Below are 16,949 nucleotides of genomic sequence, written 5' to 3'. Positions count from 1 at the left end.
GGGTGGGATGGGCCGAATGGCAGCTCACGCAGCGCTGGCCGATGATGGCCTTGACGCTGTTGAAGGCGGCCGCCGGATCGGCCGCCGGCGCCACCGCCACCGGTGCCGGCGGCGCGATGGCCACGGCCACGCCCAGCAGCAGGGCCACGCCGGCCACGGGATAGCGCCACTCCACGCGGCCCTTGTGGCGCAGGTTGAAGAAGTGGCGGATCAGCACCCCGGCCGCCATGATGAAGGCCAGCACCAGCCACGCGCGGTCGTTCCGGTAGGTCATGGCGTAGTGGTTGCTGATCATGATGAACAGCACCGGCAGCGTGAAGTAGTTGTTGTGGACACTGCGCTGCTTGGCCTTCTGGCCATGCTTGGGATCGGGCAGGCCGCCGGCCTGCATGGCCTCGACCATCTTGCGCTGGCCGGGAATGATCAGCATCAGCACATTGCCGACCATGATGGTGCCGATCAGGGCGCCCACGTGGATGTAGGCCGCGCGGCCGCTCAGCACATGGGTCAGGCCATAGGCGGCAGCCACGATCAGCGCAAAGACCACGATCCCGAACGGCAGCTCGCGCTGGCCCAGCGGCGAGCGGCACAGCAAGTCATACACGGTCCAGCCCACGACCAGGGTGCCGATGCCGATGCCCACCGCCTGCCAGCTGCCGATGTCGGCCACCTGCTTGTCGATCATCATGGCCTGGGCGTTGAAGTAGTAGGCGATGGTCAGCAGCGCGATGCCCGACAGCCAGGTGGTGTATGCCTCCCATTTGAACCAGTGCAGTTCCCTGGGCAGTTCGGCCGGGGCCACCAGGTATTTTTGCGGGTTGTAGAAGCCGCCGCCATGCACGGCCCACAGTTCGCCCGAGACGCCTTTCTTCGCCAGTTCCGAACCCGGTGCCGGCGGACGGATGGAGTTGTCCAGCCAGACGAAGTAGAACGAGGCACCGATCCACGCGATGCCGGTGATGACGTGCAGCCAGCGCACGATCAGGTTGAGCCACTCAAGGCCATACGGGATCAGATAAGCAAATGCGTCCATGAATTCCTTGGGTAAGAGATGTGGCGAATTTACAGAAGATAGTCGTATTTGGTTCCGGCAACATGAAGATTAGAGTATATTTAACATATCGCCTAACATATATCGCACCATGCCAGCACTGCCGCAACACCTCGACCTGCACCTGATCCGCATCCTGTACATGCTGCTGGTGGAGAAGAACGTGTCGCGCGTGGCGCTCAAGCTCAATCAGCCGCAACCGTCGATCTCCGCCTCGCTGCGCAAGCTGCGCGAACTGACGGGCGACCCGCTGCTGGTGCGCGGCGCGCGCGGCATGGTGCCGACCCAGCACGGCGAAAGCCTGCTGCTGCCGGCCAAGCGCATCCTCGACGAGACGGAAAACCTGTTCGTCAAGAAGACGCCGTTCGTGCCGCAGGAAGAAGCGCGCGTGTTCCACATCGCCGCGCCGGACTACCTGGACAGCCAGTTCCTGCCCAACGTGGTGGCGCTGCTGCGGCGCGGCTCGCCGCTAAGCCGCATCAAGATCCACAGCCTGGGCCCGGGCACCGACTACATCCGCCTGCTGTCGGACGGCGACATGGACCTGGTGATCGCCAACTGGGACGAGCCACCCGAGCACCTGCACATGTCCAAGCTGTTCGAAGACCCCATCATCTGCGCCATGCGGGCCGACTCGCCGTATGCGATGCGCACCGGCAGCGAGGACATGTCGCTGGCCGACTATCTGAGCCTGCCCCACGTGCGGCCGACGCAGATCCTGCCCGGCTACCACGGCGTGATCGACGCCTACCTGGAGGCCCAGGGCCTGCAGCGCAACGTGATGGTGGAGTCGGCCTATTTCGGCCTGATCCCCTACATGCTGACCCAGACCGACCTGGTGTTGACCACGGGCCGCCAGTTCGTGCGCTACTACGAGCGCAACCTGCCGCTCAAGACGTTCACGGTGCCGGTCAAGTTCCCCGCCATGCGCTTCTACCAGCTGTGGCACGAGCGCGTGCACCAGGCGCCGGAGCACAAATGGCTGCGCGACCAGGTCAGCGCGGCGGCCCGCACGCTGCAGAAGTAGGCGGCACTCATCACGGCTGGCATATATCTGTCACGCCCACAGCAGCATATTTTCGGTGCCTGATGCGCCGATGCCACACCGCGGCCAGCCGTTTTCGGTTATGACGGCCCGCGCCCGGACGGCGTTCCATCCGCACCCACTGGGTCAATTACATTTGCCGCGCAACTTGGCGACGGCCACAAACGGCAGCGCCAGCAGCCCGGCCAGGAAGTAGGTGGGCTGGTTTTTCAATCCGTCGGCATGCAGGCAGTCGGGCACCCTGGCCTCGTCGAAGGCGGAGGACATGATGTCGGCATCCGCCCTGCCCCGGTACACCACGCCGCCCGGCGCCACGCCGGGCTGCATCTGCTTGTTGGCCACGGCCTGCCGTTCGGCCGCCGCCTGGCGGTCGGCCTCTTCCAGTGTCTCGTGGATGGCCTGGCGGATCGCCGCGTCGGTCAGCGGCGGATGGGCGCCGGCGGGGGCCGGTGCGAACGGATCGGCAACGCCAGCCGCGCCGGCCCGTTGGGGCGCCGGCACGGCCGGCGGCGGTGCAGCGCTGCGTGCCGGTGCCGGTGCCGGTGCCGGCGCGACCGGTACGATCGCGTCCGGCGCGCCGCCCGCCGGTTCCGTCTGTGCGGACGGCATGGCGCCAGCCACGGAGCTAAGCATGGAAACGGACATCGCCGCACTGGCTAAGGTCAGGATACGCATATCGAACAGGAGAAGTGTGGGCCTCACGGCGGCGCCGCGCATAAAGCCATTTTTCACTATATAGCCGCTCGTATTTTATGTTATTAAAAATAACATGTTATTACAATTGCTGTACCTCGGCAGCCATTGCCGCGGCATGGCGAAGCATGAATTCGTCCAGGTCGGCCACCGCCATCGGCTTGGCCAGCAGATAACCCTGGTAAGCCTGGCACCCCTCGGCCAGGATGAAAGAGAGCTGCGCCTCGGTCTCCACCCCTTCGGCCAGGACTGTCATGCGCAGCGCCTTGCCGAGGGCGACGATGGTGCGCACGATGGCCGCGCCATGCCCGTTTTCGAAGGCGTCCCGGATGAAGGCGCGGTCTATCTTCAGCTGGTCCAGCGGCAGCCGGTGCAGATAGGCCAGGGAGGAATAGCCGGTGCCGAAGTCGTCGAGCGCGAAGCCCACGCCGATGGCCTTCAGCCGCCGCATCGTGGCAATGGTGGCCTCCACATCGCCCAGCAGCAGGCTTTCCGTCAGCTCCAGCTTGAGCTGGCCCGGCGGCGCCCCGCTGTCCTGCAACGCCGACACCACCTGCTCGACAAAGTCTGGCCGGTGAAACTGCGAGGCGCTGACGTTGACGGCCAGTTCCAGTTCGCCGGCGCCGTCGCCGTGACGGCGCCACGTGGCCAGCTGCCGGCATGCCTGGCGCAAGACCCAGCGCCCCAGCGCATCGATCTGGCCCGTTTCCTCGGCCACGGTGATGAATTCGAGCGGCCCCACCAGCCCCCGTTGCGGGTGCTGCCAGCGCACCAGCGCTTCCAGTCCCACCACCCGCCCGTCCTGCGCGGCTTGCGGCTGGTAGTGCAACACGAATTCCTCGTTGTTCAGCGCCAGCCGCAGTTCCGCCTCCAGGCGCACCCGGGCGCTCACCCGCGCCTGGATTTCGGGATCGTAAAACGAAATCGTATTGCGTCCCACCGCCTTCGACTGGTACATGGCCAGGTCACTGCGGCGCAACACGTCGTCGATGGTGTCGCGCACGCCGTTGAAGACGGTGATGCCGATGCTGGGCGTGCTGAAATGCTCGACATCGGCGATATCGAACGGCTGGACGAACGATTCCAGCAATTTGCGCGCCGTTTCCTGTGCGGCGCGCGCCGCTTCGCCCTCGGTCGCGCCCAACTCCTCGAGCAATACGACAAACTCGTCGCCGCCAAAGCGGGCCACGGTGTCGCTGGCACGCACCACCCCGGCCAGCCGCGCCGCCACCAGTTGCAGCAGCAGGTCGCCCTTGTCGTGGCCGCGCGTATCGTTGATGCTCTTGAAGTGGTCCAGATCGATAAACAGGACGGCGCCCAGCGCTTGCGTGCGCCGGCACAGGGCCAGCGCATGCTCCAGGCGATTGACCAGCATCTGCCGGTTGGGCAGGCCGGTAAGCTTGTCGTAATAGGCCAGGCTGTGGATTTTCGCTTCCGCCGCCTTGCGTTCGCGGATATCGAGGAAGTAGACCGCCAATCCCTCCTCGGAAGGGTAGGCGCGTATCTCGGTCCACAAGTCCAGCGGTTCGTAATACTCCTCGAAGGCGACGGCGCTGTTCGTTTCCATGGCCTTGTGATAGGCGCGGTAATATGGCCCGTCCACCGCATCCGGAAACAGTTCCCATATGTTGCGCCCGAGGGCTTGCCGGCGATCGAGGCGCAACGTGCGTTCGGCCTCGTTGTTCAGGTAAGTGAGCTTCCAGTCGCGATCGAGCATCAGGAACGCATCGGTGATGCTCTCCAGCGTGGTGGTGAGGCGCCCCGCCAGCAGCGATGCTTTCTGCTCGACCGCCTTGCGGTCGCTGATGTCCTGGCAGGCCCCCTGCACCTGGACGATGTGGCCTTCGTCGTCCCGCATCGCCTCACCGATAATGCGCACCCACAACCGCGCGCCTTGCGCCGTCTGCAGTTGTATTTCCTCGTCAAACGGCACGCCTTCGGTCAGGCAGGACCGGCACAATGCCAGCGCGCGGGCACGGCAAGCCGGTGAGTAGAACTGGATGGCCTCGTCCAGCGTCGGCTGGGTACCGTGCGCCACACCGACCATGTCGCAAACGACATCCGACCACGTCAGGCGCTCGCTGGCCGCATCGAGCGCCCAGCCGCCCACATGCGCCATGCGCCCTGCTATGCGCAGCAGAAGCGCGTCCTGCAAGACTAGTTTTGCATTCGCTTGCATGATGAATGTCACCGATCCACGGCAGTATGCCCGGTATCCAGCCTAGCATAATTTGGTGGGCGACAGGCGGCCCAAGCCTGCGGGAAACAACACTGGCTTGCAAAATGCCAGCGCCCGCGCATCTTGCGATGGGCGGGCGCTCCCCTGGCCGGGCGCTGTTAGCCGGCGGTGCGGGCGTTGTGCTTCTTGCGGTAGATCTTGTTGCTGCTGTGGTCGAGCTCCTTGTTCAGGTGGGCGCGTTCCTTAGGCGTCACCTTGCCGTCAGCCTTGGCCTGTTCCTTGTCCGCTTCGATCTTCGCTTCGCGCTTTTCCAGGTTCAGCGTTTCCTTGGCCGTCAGCTGGCCGCTGTTGACGCCATTCTCGATGCGCATTTCCTGGCGTTCCTGGCGGGCGTCCACTTTCGGCGTGGCCGTGTTCTGGGCAAAAGCGGGGACGATCAGGGTGGCCAGGGCGGCGGTCAACAACACTTTAGTGATCTTCATTTTCGTATCCTTTTTCGTCAAGGTTGCGGGCAACGCGCCCATGCACACTTTAACGAAACAGGCGCCGAACGGTGTACCACTCAGCTGTAAGGGATGTAACGAGATGCTACCTCGCCCTCCCCCACCCTTAGCTGGCGATGCCGGCCCGGTCCAGCATGGCATGCAGCAGCACGTTGCAGCCTGCCTCCAGGTGTTCGGCCTTGGCGTCCTCGATCTCGTTGTGGCTGATGCCGTCCTTGCAGGGCACGAAGATCATGCCGGCCGGCGCCAGGCGCGCGGCGTAGATGGCGTCATGCCCGGCGCCCGACACCACGTCCATGGTCGAATACCCCAGCTGCTCGGTGGCCTTGCGCACGGCCCCCACGCAGTCGGGATGGAACGGGCATGGCGGATAGTAGGACACGCGCTCGATGGTGATGCCCAGCCCCGTCTCGGCGCGGGTGCGCTCGACGAAGGCCAGCATTTCGCCGTGCATGGTGTTGAGCAGTTCGTCGTTCACGTTGCGCAGGTCAATGCTGAACTTGACCTCGCCCGGAATCACGTTGCGGCTGTTGGGGAACACCTGCACCATGCCCACCGTGCCGCGGCCGTAGGGCGGGTAGCGGTTGGCAATGGCCACCACTTCCTGCATGATCCTGGTGGCCACCTGCAGCGCATCCTTGCGCAGGCCCATGGGCGTGGGGCCCGCGTGCGCCTCCATGCCGCTCACCACGCAGTCGTACCACGACAGGCCCATCACGGCCGGCACCACGCCGATCACCTTGTCGGCGTCTTCCAGCACGGGACCCTGCTCGATGTGGGTTTCGAAATAGGCGCCGATTGGATGCTGGCCCGGCACCTGCTCGCCCTTGTAGCCGATGCGTTCCAGTTCCTCGCCCACCGACTTGCCTTCCACGTCGCGCGCGGCGTAGGCCGTCTCCAGGCTGAAGGCGCCGCAGAACACGCCCGAACCCATCATCACCGGCACGAAGCGCGAGCCTTCCTCGTTGGTCCAGAACGCGACTTCGATCGGGGCCTCGGTCTGAATCTTCAAATCGTTCAGCGTGCGCACCACTTCCAGCCCGGCCAGCACACCGTAGTTGCCGTCGAACTTGCCGCCCGTGGGCTGGGTGTCGATATGGCTGCCCGTGACCACCGGCGGCAGCGCGTTGTTGCGCCCTTCGCGGCGCATGAAGACGTTGCCGATCTGGTCCACCGTGACCGACAGTCCTGCCGCCTTGCCCCAGCTGACCACCAGGTCGCGTCCCTGGCGGTCCAGGTCCGTCAGCGCCAGCCGCTTGACGCCGCCCTTGGGCGTGGCGCCGATGCGGGCCAGTTCCATCAACGCCGCCCACAGGCGCTCGCCGTTGATACGCAGTTCGTTCCGCTGTTCGTTCCGCTGTTCGTTCCGCTGTTCGTTCATCTTGTTCTCCTGGTTCAGGGTTGGCGGGCCGACACGGGTACGAAGGCCGGCCGCTCCACATAACGGCCCGCGCCCTCCTCCGCCGTCAGCACGCCGCGGTCGAACACCACCTTGCCGGCGGCCAGCGTGGTGCTGGGAATGCCGCGCACGGTGCGTCCTTCGAACACGTTGAAGCCGCCCTTGGCATGCTGGGTCCTGGCGCTGATGGTGCGCGTGCCTTCCGGGTCCCACACCACGATGTCGGCGTCGGAACCGACCGCGATCACGCCCTTGCGCGGATACATATTGAAAATCTGGGCCGCGTTGGCCGACGTCACACGCACGAATTCGGACGGCGTCAGACGGCCCGTGTTCACGCCCGCATCCCACACCACGGCCATGCGCTCCTCCACGCCGCCGCAACCGTTGGGGATCTTGGTGAAGTCGTCCTTGCCGGCCGCCTTCTGCGCCGCGCAGAAGGTGCAGTGGTCGGTGGCCGTCGTATGCAGGTTACCGCCCTGCAGGCCATGCCACAGTGCGGCCTGGTGGTGCTTGCTGCGGAACGGTGGGCTCATCACGTGGCCGGCCGCGAATTCCAGGTCGTCGCTGCGGTACACGCTGTCGTCGATCACCAGGTGGCCGGCCAGCGCCTCGCCGTACACGCGCTGCCCGTTGGCGCGGGCGCGCGCGATGGCTTCCAGCGATTCGGCGCAGGACACGTGAACGATGTAGAGCGGCGTATTGAGCACGCCCGCGATGGTGATGGCGCGGTTGGCCGCCTCCGCCTCCACCGCCGGCGGGCGCGACAGCGGATGGGACGAAGGTCCCGTCAGTCCCTGGCGCAGCAGGTCCTGCTGCAGCTGGAACACCAGCTCGCCGTTCTCCGCATGCACGGTGGGGATGGCGCCCAGCTCCAGCGCCCGGCGGAAGCTGTTCACCAGCGTCTCGTCGTCGGCCATGATGGCGTTCTTGTAGGCCATGAAGTGCTTGAAGCTGTTCACGCCATGGTCGCGTACCAGGATGCCCATTTCCTCGCGCACGCTCTCGTCCCACCACGTCACGGCCACGTGGAAGGTGTAGTCGCCGGCCGCCTTCTGGGCCCAGCCGCGCCAGGTATGGAACGCTTCCAGCAAGGACTGCTTCGGACTGGGGATGACGAAGTCCATGATGGTGGTGGTGCCGCCTGCCAGGCCGGCCGCCGTGCCGGTGAAGAAATCATCCTGCGTGACGGTGCCCATGAACGGCAGGTTCATGTGGGTATGGGTGTCTATCCCGCCCGGCATCACGTACTGGCCGCTGGCATCGATCACCTTCGCCGAATGCGGCGCTTCCAGGTTCTCACCCACGGCGACGATCTTGTCGCCGTAAGTCAGCACATCGGCACGAAAGGCGCGGTCCGCGTTGACGACGGTGCCGCCGCGAATAATCATGGTCATGGGGGTTTCCTCTCCGTTATGGCTGCGCTGCCGTGCGCATGGCCGGCAGTGCCTTACCCTTCATCATTACGCCATACACCAGCGCCGAAATGGCGATGCCGACAAACCAGGCATAGGTGTAGATGGTCTTGAAGCCGTCCGCCACGCCGGGGAAGGCGGTCGGGAAAGCTGCATTCATAAAGCCGGGAATATTGGGCAGCACGCCGACCACGAAGGCCACCAGCGCCGCCGTGTTCCAGCCGTTGCCGTAGGAGTAGCTGCCGTCCTCGCGGTACAGCTGCGGCACGTCCAGTTCCGTCTTGCGCACCAGGTAGTAGTCGATGATCAGGATGCCGGCAATGGGGCCCAGCAGCGCGGAATAGCCGATCAGCCAGGTGAAGATATAGCCCTGGGTCGACTCCAGTATCTTCCATGGCATCATCAGGATCGCGATCGAGGCCGTGATATAGCCGCCCGTCTTGTACGAGATCAGCTTGGGCGCCAGCGACGAAAAATCGTAGGCCGGCCCCACCAGGTTGGCCGCCAGGTTGACGCTGACCGTGTCGATCAGCAAGATCAGCAGCGCCACCAGCACCGCCACGCCCGTCATGCGGCTGGCCACGTCGACCGGGTCCCAGATCGCCTTGCCATACAGGACCACGGTGGCCGAGGTGACGATCACCGCCATCATGGCCAGCAGTCCCATGGGCACGGGCAGGCCGACGGACTGGCCCAGGATCTGGTCGCGCTGCGAGCGTGCGAAGCGGGTGAAGTCGGGAATATTGAGCGCCAGCGTAGCCCAGAAGCCCACCATGGCCGTCAGCGACGGCCAGAACGTGGACCAGAACTGGCCGGCCTTCTTGCCGCCTTCGACGAACTGCGACGGCGCCGACAGCAGGTCGCCGAAGCCGCCCGCCTTGTTGTAGACCCATCCCAGCAGCACGAAGCAAATCAAAATCTTGAGCGGCGCCGTGTAGGTTTCCAGCTTGCGGATGGCGTCCATGCCGTGCACGATGTACCAGAACTGGATGGCCCAGAAGGCCAGGAAGCACAGCAGCTGCGCGCCGTTGATACCCAGCCCCGCGATCTTGGCGCCACCGATCTCCGCCCCCATCATCACGCCCAGCAGGGTGTAGATCATCTGGCCGCCGAACCAGGTCTGGATGCCGTACCAGCCGCAGGCCACGATGGCGCGCATCAGCGCCGGCAGCCGCGCGCCGGTGGTGCCGAACGAGGAACGGGCCAGCACGGCGTAAGGGATGCCGTACTTGGTGCCGGCGTGGCCGATGGCCAGCATCGGCAGCAGCACGATGGCGTTGGCCAGGAATACGGTGAGCACGGCCTGCCAGCCGGACATGCCGCCTTCGATCAAGCTGGCCGACAGGGTGTAGGCCGGGATGCACATCACCATGCCCACCCACAGCGCGGCGAAGTGATACCAGCGCCAGGTGCGTTGCGCCGCCGTGGTCGGCGCCAGGTCTTCATTCCAGAGTTGCGTGCTGCCAGTCGATTCTTTGCTCACGTTGGTCTCTCCAAGGGTTAATGACGCATCCGGCCCGGCCACCTGCGCGAGGCAGAGCCTGAGAATTGGTCGGGCGTGACCGAGCAGCGCGCCAGAAAGTGGCCGATCAAGGCGCAAAGCACAGCCATAGCGAGCTATGGCGAGCATTTGCAACGCCGAGCGGGCGCTTTCTGGCGTGATGAGCGGGCATGAACGAACAACTCTCAGGCTCTCAGGTGGCCGGGCCAGTGTATATCACTCTCTGCAATTTTTATACCTAACCCTGTACCTGCCTTGCATCTGCCGATGCCTTTCTTGTTCAGCCCTGCACCAGCGCCGGCGCGCCCTCCTTTTCCGCATCCGCCACATGCTCCGCGCGCGGGTTGCGCGGGTCCTGCGTCCAGTTCATGTAAGGCTTGCCGGTCTTCTGCGGCACCATCGTGATGCAGCCCTGCACCGGACAGGTGATCTCGCACAGGTTGCAGCCCACGCATTCTTCCTTGATCACTTCGTAGCGGCGCCCGCCCGCCTGGTCGATCAGCTGGGCGATGGACTGGTGCGACGTATCCTCGCAGGCCACGTAGCAGCGGCCGCACTGGATGCAGTCGTCCTGGTTGATCTGGGCGATCACCTGGTAGTTCATGTCCAGGTATTTCCAGTCCGTCGTGTTGGGCACGGCCTTGCCGGCGAAATCGCTGATGCTGCGGTAGCCCTTCTCGTCCATCCAGCGCGACAGGCCATCCTTCATTTCCTCGACGATGCGGAAGCCGTGCAGCATGGCCGCCGTGCACACCTGCACCGAGCCGGCGCCCAGCGCGATGAACTCGGCCGCGTCGCGCCAGTTGCCGATGCCGCCGATGCCGGAAATGGGCAGCCCCGCCGTGGCCGGGTCGCGCGCGATCTCGGCCACCATGTTGAGCGCGATCGGCTTGACGGCCGTGCCGCAATAGCCGCCGTGCGTGCTGGCGCTGCCCACGGCGGGGAAGGCCACCATGCGGTCCAGATCCAGGTGGGTGATGGAGTTGATGGTGTTGATCAGCGAGACGGCGTCCGCGCCACCCGCCCTGGCGGCGCGGGCCGGCGCGCGGATGTCCGTGATGTTGGGGGTGAGCTTGACGATGACGGGCAGCTTCGAGTGCTTCTTGCACCAGCTGGTCACCAGCTGCACGTACTCCGGCACCTGGCCCACGGCCGCGCCCATGCCGCGCTCCGGCATGCCGTGCGGGCAGCCGAAATTGAGCTCGATGCCGTCGGCGCCGGTCGCCTCCACCAGCGGCAGGATGTCGGCCCAGGCCTGTTCCTCGCAGGGCAGCATCAGCGACACGATCAGCGCGCGGTCCGGCCAGTCCTTCTTGACCTGGGTGATCTCGCGCAGGTTGATCTCCAGCGAGCGGTCGGTAATGAGTTCGATGTTGTTAAAGCCGATCACCTCGCGGTTCTTGCCGTAATGGGCCGAGTAGCGCGACGAGACGTTGACGGCCGGCGGATCTTCGCCCAGCGTCTTCCACACCACGCCGCCCCAGCCGGCCTCGAATGCGCGCACCACGTTGTAGGCCTTGTCGGTCGGCGGCGCGGACGCGAGCCAGAACGGATTGGGCGACTTGATGCCGCAGAATTCTATGCTCAGATCAGCCATTATGCCTCCTCCTTGGTCGACGCCTTGGTCAATAATATGTCGCGGTGGATGGCCAGCGCGGCCAGCTTCCCGTGCTGCACCGCCTGCACCGTCAGGTCCTGTCCCGGCGCCACGCAGTCGCCGCCCGCATAGATGCGCGGCAGGACGGTGCGGAACTGGGCGTCGACGTGGATCTTGTCGCCGTCGCGCTGCAGCGTCTTCGCCAGCGGATCGCTGATGCTGGTCTGGTCCATACCCTGGCCGATGGCCTTGAAGATCGCATCGGCCGCGATCTCGAACGTCTCGCCGGTTCCGGCGAGCCGGCCGTTATTCAATGCCGTCTTCTCGAAGCGCATGCCGCGCACGCGGCCCGCCTCGTCCAGCAGCACTTGCTGCGGCTGGGCCCAGGTACGCATGCGGACCTGGTTCTCTTTCGCGATGTGCTGCTCGTGGCCGGTGGCGCTCATGGCGTCGAAGCCGCGGCGGTACACCAGCGTTACCTCCTCCGCGCCCAGGCGCTGGATCTGCACCGCCATGTCGATTGCCGTGTTGCCGGCGCCGATGACGATCACGCGTGCCGGCACCGGCAGCTGCGCCAGGTCGTCGGCCTGGCGCAGCGCCGCGATGTAGTCCACGGCGGCCAGCAGGCCGGGCGCATCCTCGCCCGTCAGGCCCAGCCGGCGGCTGGCGCCCAGGCCCAGGCCCAGGAACACGGCGTCGTACTGCGCCTGCAAGTCCTTCAGCTGCACGTTGCCGCCCAGGGTCTGGCCGTGGCGGATTTCGATGCCGCCTATGCCGAGCAGGAACTCCACTTCCTTCTGCGCGAAGTCGTCCGTCAGCTTGTATTTGGCGATGCCGTATTCATTGAGGCCGCCCGCTTTCTCCCTGGCCTCGTAGATCACGACATCGTTGCCCAGCATGGCCAGGCGGTGCGCGCACGACAGCCCGGCCGGCCCGGCGCCCACCACGGCGACCTTGCGGCCCGTTGACGGCGCGCGCTGGAACGGATGCTGGCTGAACGTCATGTTGTCGACGGCATAGCGCTGCAGCAGGCCTATCTTCACCGGCTGGCCTTCCGCATCGTGGTTGCGCACGCAGGCGTCCTCGCACAGGATCTCGGTCGGGCACACGCGCGCGCAGCTGCCACCCAGGATGTTCTGCTTGAGGATGCCGGCGGCGGCGCCGTTCACATTGCCTTCATGGATATTGCGGATAAAGCTGGCCACGTCGATTTCGGACGGGCAGATGCGCGAGCATGGCGCATCGTAGCAATACAGGCAGCGCGCACTTTCGATCGCTGCCTGGCGCGCGTTGAGTGCGGGCGCCAGGTCGGTAAAGTTCTCGGCCAGCGCGCTGCTGGACTGCCTGGACTGCGGCATGTACTTCAGGGATTCGATCATCATTGCTCAATTCCTGACTAAGGCTGGTTGACGGGGCTAGCTCACGCACCATGCTGCAGGTGGGCGGCCTTACTTCATTTGCGGGAATGCAAATTCCGCGCCTGCGCTGGCGGTGTTCGGCCAGCGCTGCATCACGGCCTTGTGGCGCGTGTAGAAACGCACGCCTTCCGGACCGTAGGCGTGATGGTCGCCGAACAGGCTGCGCTTCCATCCGCCGAAACTGTTGAAGGCCATGGGCACCGGCAGCGGGACGTTCACCCCCACCATGCCGACCTGGATCTGGCGCACGAACTCGCGCGCCACGCCGCCGTCGCGGGTGTAGATGGCCACGCCGTTGCCGTACTCGTTGCGGTTGATCAGGGCCACGGCATGGCCCACGTCCGGCGAGCGCAGCATGCACAGCACGGGTCCGAAGATCTCCTCCTTGTAGATGCTCATGTCCGGCGTGACGTGATCGAACAGCGTGCCGCCGACGAAGAAGCCGTTCTCGCGTCCCGCCACCTTGTAGTTGCGGCCATCGACCACCAGCGTGGCGCCCTGCTCCAGCCCTTCGCCGATCAGTTTTTCGATGCGCTGCTTGGCCGCGCTCGACACCACCGGCCCCATTTCGGCGTCGGCCGCCATGCCGTCGCGCACTTTCAGTGCAGCCGTGCGCTTTGCCAGTGCGCTGATCAGCTTGTCGCCGGCATCACCCACGGCCACCACCACCGAGATCGCCATGCAACGCTCGCCGGCCGAACCGTAGGCCGCGCCCATCAACGCATCGACCGTCATCTCCATGTCGGCATCGGGCATCACCACCATGTGGTTCTTGGCCCCGCCCAGCGCCTGCACCCGCTTGCCCTTGGCGCAGCCGCGCGCATAGATGTACTCCGCGATCGGCGTGGAACCGACGAAGCTTACGGCCTGCACGTCAGGATGGTCGAGCAGCGCATCGACAGTCACCTTGTCGCCCTGGATCACGTTGAACACGCCGTCCGGCAGGCCCGCTTCCTTCAGCAGCCGCGCATGCAGCAGCGACGGCGAGGGATCGCGCTCGGACGGCTTGAGCACGAAGGTATTGCCGCAGGCGATAGCCACGGGGAACATCCACATCGGCACCATCACGGGGAAGTTGAACGGCGTGATGCCGGCCACCACGCCCAGCGGCTGGCGCATGGACCAGGCGTCGATGCCGCGCGAGATCTGGTCCGTGAATTCGCCCTTGAGCATTTGCGGAATGCCGACCGCGAATTCCACCATCTCGATCCCGCGCGCCACCTCGCCCTGCGCATCGGCGAAGGTCTTGCCGTGTTCGCGCGTGAGCATGGCCGCGAATTCGTCGGTGTGCTGCTGGCACAGCTGCAGGTACTTGAACAGCACCCGCGCCCGCGTCAGCGGCGGCGTGGCCGCCCACGATGGGAAGGCGGCGGCGGCGGCGGCGACGGCCGCATCGACCTCCTCGGCCGTGCCCAGCGCCACGCGGGCCACCGGCTCGCCGAGCGCCGGGTTGTAGACGTCCGCATAACGGCCACTGGTGGTGTCGGCCTTGGCGCCGTTGATGTAGTGGGTGATGGTGTCAAGCATGCTCATGATGTTCCATTCAGGTTAGATCGGTTTCAGCCCAGCAGGCTGTCCGCTTCGACATAGTGATAGCCCAGGCCATGCGCCACCGCTTCATAGGTGACGTGGCCGTGGCAGACGTTCAATCCGTTTTTCAAATGCGGGTTGGCCCGCAGCGCCTTCTGCCAGCCCTTGTCGGCCAGCGCCAGCGCGTGGGTAATGGTGGCGTTGTTGAGGGCGAAGGTGGAAGTGCGTGCCACCGCGCCCGGCATGTTGGCCACGCAGTAATGCACCACGCCGTCGACCACGAAGGTCGGCTTTTCGTGCGTGGTGGCGTGCGACGTTTCAAAGCAGCCGCCCTGGTCGATGGCCACGTCCACCACCACCGCGCCCTGCTTCATGCGCGCGATCATGTCCGCCGTCACCAGCTTGGGTGCGGCCGCGCCGGGCACCAGCACGCCGCCCACCACCAGGTCGGCGTCGAGCACCGCTTCCTCCACCGTGTGGGCGTTGGAATACATGGTGCTCACGCGGTTGCCGTAGATGAGGTCAAGCTGCCGCAGGCGGTCGATGTTCTTGTCCAAAATCGTCACCCGCGCACCGATGCCCACCGCCATCTGCAAGGCGTTGGTGCCGACCACGCCGGCGCCGATGATGGCGATGTGGCCGGGCGCCACGCCGGGCACACCGCCCAGCAGCAGGCCCATGCCGCCTTTGGATTTTTCCAGGTGGGCGGCGCCGGCCTGCACCGCCATGCGGCCCGCCACCTCGCTCATGGGGGCCAGCAGCGGCAGGCCGCCGTTGGCGCCGGTGATGGTTTCGTAGGCGATGCAGACGGCGCCGGAGGCCACCAGCGCGCGGGTCTGCTCGGGGTCGGGGGCCAGGTGCAGATAGGTGTACAGGATCTGGTCGCGGCGCAGCATGGCGCATTCCTCGGGCTGCGGCTCCTTGACCTTGACGATCATCTCGGCCCGCGCGAAGATTTCCGCCGCCGATTCCACGATGGTGGCGCCGGCGCCTTCGTACATGGCATCCGTCAGGCCGATGGCGGCGCCGGCGTTCTGCTGCACCAGCACCTGGTGGCCGCGCAACACCAGCTCCTTGACGCTGGCCGGGGTCAGGCCGACGCGCGATTCCTGGTTCTTGATCTCTTTGGGTACGCCTACTAGCATGCTGGTCTCCTCGTTATAGTTTGAGATGCAAAGTAAAACGTCAGGCGGGGCAGGACGGCGCTTGTGGCGGCGCCCGCCCCGTTACAGCGTGGCCGGTCAGGCCAGGTCCTTCAGCACCCGGGCGAGCTTGCCGAACAGCTCGTCGATGTGTTTTTTCTCCAGCACCAGCGGCGGCGACAGCGCGATGATGTCGCCCGTGGTGCGTATCAGTACGCCGTCGGCGAAGGCTTTCTTGAAGGCGTCGAAGGCGCGCGCGCCCGGCTTGCCCGCGATCGGCTCCAGCTCGATGCCGGCGATCAGGCCGATGGTGCGGATATCGATCACGTGCGGCAGGCCGCGCAGCGAATGGACCGCGTCTTCCCAGTACGACTGCAGCCCGGCCGCATGCTCGACGATCTTCTGTTCCTGGAACACTTCCAGCGTCGCCAGCGAGGCGGCGCAGGCCAGCGGGTGGCCGGAATAGGTGTAGCCGTGGAACAGCTCGATGCCGGCCGGCGCCTGCATGAAGGCCTCGTACAGGAACGGCTTGGTGAACACGGCGCCCATCGGCACCACGCCGTTGGTCAGGCCCTTGGCCGTCGTCATCAGGTCCGGCTCGACGTCGAAGTAGTCGGAGGCGAACGGCGTCGTCAAACGGCCGAAGCCTGTGATCACTTCGTCGAAGATGAGCAGGATGCCGTGCTTGGTGCACAGCTCGCGCAGCCGCTTCAGATAGCCCTTGGGCGGGATCAGCACGCCCGTCGATCCGGCCACCGGCTCCACGATCACGGCCGCGATGGTGGAGGCGTCGTGCAGGGCGACGATGCGTTCCAGTTCGTCGGCCAGGTGGGCGCCGTATTCCGGCTCGCCGCGGGTGAAGGCGTTCTTTTCCAGGTTGTGCGTATGCGGCAGGTGATCCACGTAGGGCAGCATGGCGCCGTAGGGCTTGCGGTTGCCGGCGATGCCGCCCACCGAGATGCCGCCGAAGCCCACGCCGTGGTAGCCCCGCTCGCGGCCGATCAGGCGGGTGCGGCTGCCTTCGCCGCGCGCCCGGTGGTAGGCCAGCGCGATCTTGAGCGCCGTGTCCACCGCCTCCGAGCCGGAGTTGGTGTAGAACACGTGACCGAAGCGGTGGTTGGTGTACTCCATCAGCTTTTCGGCCAGGTCGAAGGCGGCCGGGTGGCCCATCTGGAAGGTGGGGGCGAAATCGAGCTGGCCTATCATCTCGCGCACGGCCGCCACGATCTTCGGCTGGGCGTGGCCGCACGGGACGCACCACAGGCCGGCCGTGCCGTCCAGGATGCTGTTGCCGTCCACGTCCTTGTAGTACATGCCTTCGGCCGACACCAGCAGGCGCGGATGGAGCTTGAAGTCGCGGTTGTTGGTGAACGGCATCCAGAAGGACGCCATCGATTCTGGTCGGGTTTCATTCATGTCTATCTCCTGTTCCGTTGGACGGCGCCGGGGACGGCCGGGCGCATCGTAAAAATAATT

The 16,949-nt window shown here is 65.6% G+C and carries 13 protein-coding genes; 1 reads left to right on the top strand and 12 read right to left on the bottom strand.

Translation table 11 applies throughout. From position 1 onward, the window contains the following. On the bottom strand, window positions 1–1,033 hold a 1,033-nt coding region (locus AC3WOS_RS11240), incomplete at its 3' end, for a urate hydroxylase PuuD (protein ID WP_492716022.1). A 109-nt stretch (window positions 1,034–1,142) separates the two neighbouring features. Here AC3WOS_RS11240 and AC3WOS_RS11235 point away from each other — a divergent pair. Next, a complete protein-coding gene (locus AC3WOS_RS11235; RefSeq protein WP_492716021.1) occupies window positions 1,143–2,078 on the top strand; it encodes a LysR family transcriptional regulator in 936 nt (311 codons plus the stop codon). A 144-nt stretch (window positions 2,079–2,222) separates the two neighbouring features. Here AC3WOS_RS11235 and AC3WOS_RS11230 read toward each other — a convergent pair whose 3' ends face one another. The 11 genes from AC3WOS_RS11230 to aptA form a co-directional block, all read right to left on the bottom strand. After that, the gene (locus AC3WOS_RS11230; protein WP_492716020.1) at window positions 2,223–2,729 is read right to left on the bottom strand and encodes a hypothetical protein; all 507 of its coding nucleotides are present in this window, start codon (window positions 2,727–2,729) and stop codon (window positions 2,223–2,225) included. 142 nt (window positions 2,730–2,871) lie between these two features. Further along, complete coding sequence (locus tag AC3WOS_RS11225; protein ID WP_492716019.1) at window positions 2,872–4,908, bottom strand: putative bifunctional diguanylate cyclase/phosphodiesterase; 2,037 nt, start codon at window positions 4,906–4,908, stop codon at window positions 2,872–2,874. Between the two features lie 218 nt (window positions 4,909–5,126). After that, window positions 5,127–5,450: a hypothetical protein gene (locus tag AC3WOS_RS11220; RefSeq protein ID WP_492716018.1), complete on the bottom strand. Its 324-nt coding sequence runs from the start codon at window positions 5,448–5,450 to the stop codon at window positions 5,127–5,129. A gap of 127 nt (window positions 5,451–5,577) precedes the next feature. Then, complete coding sequence (locus AC3WOS_RS11215) at window positions 5,578–6,852, bottom strand: Zn-dependent hydrolase (protein ID WP_492716017.1); 1,275 nt, start codon at window positions 6,850–6,852, stop codon at window positions 5,578–5,580. Between the two features lie 14 nt (window positions 6,853–6,866). Then, the gene (gene hydA / locus AC3WOS_RS11210) at window positions 6,867–8,267 is read right to left on the bottom strand and encodes a dihydropyrimidinase (protein WP_492716016.1); all 1,401 of its coding nucleotides are present in this window, start codon (window positions 8,265–8,267) and stop codon (window positions 6,867–6,869) included. A 16-nt stretch (window positions 8,268–8,283) separates the two neighbouring features. Next, the gene (locus AC3WOS_RS11205; protein WP_492716015.1) at window positions 8,284–9,768 is read right to left on the bottom strand and encodes an NCS1 family nucleobase:cation symporter-1; all 1,485 of its coding nucleotides are present in this window, start codon (window positions 9,766–9,768) and stop codon (window positions 8,284–8,286) included. Between the two features lie 298 nt (window positions 9,769–10,066). Continuing rightward, window positions 10,067–11,383, bottom strand: coding sequence for an NAD-dependent dihydropyrimidine dehydrogenase subunit PreA (gene preA, locus AC3WOS_RS11200; RefSeq protein ID WP_492716014.1), 1,317 nt, complete (start codon window positions 11,381–11,383; stop codon window positions 10,067–10,069). Then, window positions 11,383–12,765 (bottom strand): NAD(P)-dependent oxidoreductase, encoded by a 1,383-nt coding sequence (locus AC3WOS_RS11195; protein ID WP_492716013.1) that lies wholly within the window; start codon window positions 12,763–12,765, stop codon window positions 11,383–11,385. The genes preA and AC3WOS_RS11195 overlap by 1 nt, the downstream gene beginning before the upstream one ends. A gap of 66 nt (window positions 12,766–12,831) precedes the next feature. Then, window positions 12,832–14,334 carry a CoA-acylating methylmalonate-semialdehyde dehydrogenase gene (locus AC3WOS_RS11190; RefSeq protein WP_492716012.1) on the bottom strand — a complete coding sequence of 501 codons (1,503 nt, stop codon included), beginning with the start codon at window positions 14,332–14,334 and terminating at the stop codon, window positions 12,832–12,834. Window positions 14,335–14,360: 26 nt separating this feature from the next. Then, the gene (gene ald, locus AC3WOS_RS11185; RefSeq protein ID WP_492716011.1) at window positions 14,361–15,476 is read right to left on the bottom strand and encodes an alanine dehydrogenase; all 1,116 of its coding nucleotides are present in this window, start codon (window positions 15,474–15,476) and stop codon (window positions 14,361–14,363) included. Window positions 15,477–15,572: 96 nt separating this feature from the next. Next, on the bottom strand, window positions 15,573–16,889 hold the full coding sequence (aptA, locus tag AC3WOS_RS11180; protein WP_492716010.1) for an omega-aminotransferase AptA: 1,317 nt from the start codon (window positions 16,887–16,889) through the stop codon (window positions 15,573–15,575). Window positions 16,890–16,949 lie beyond the last annotated feature (60 nt).

The organism is Rugamonas sp. FW305-51 (assembly GCF_058786935.1).
This window is presented reverse-complemented; position numbering and strand designations above follow the sequence as displayed.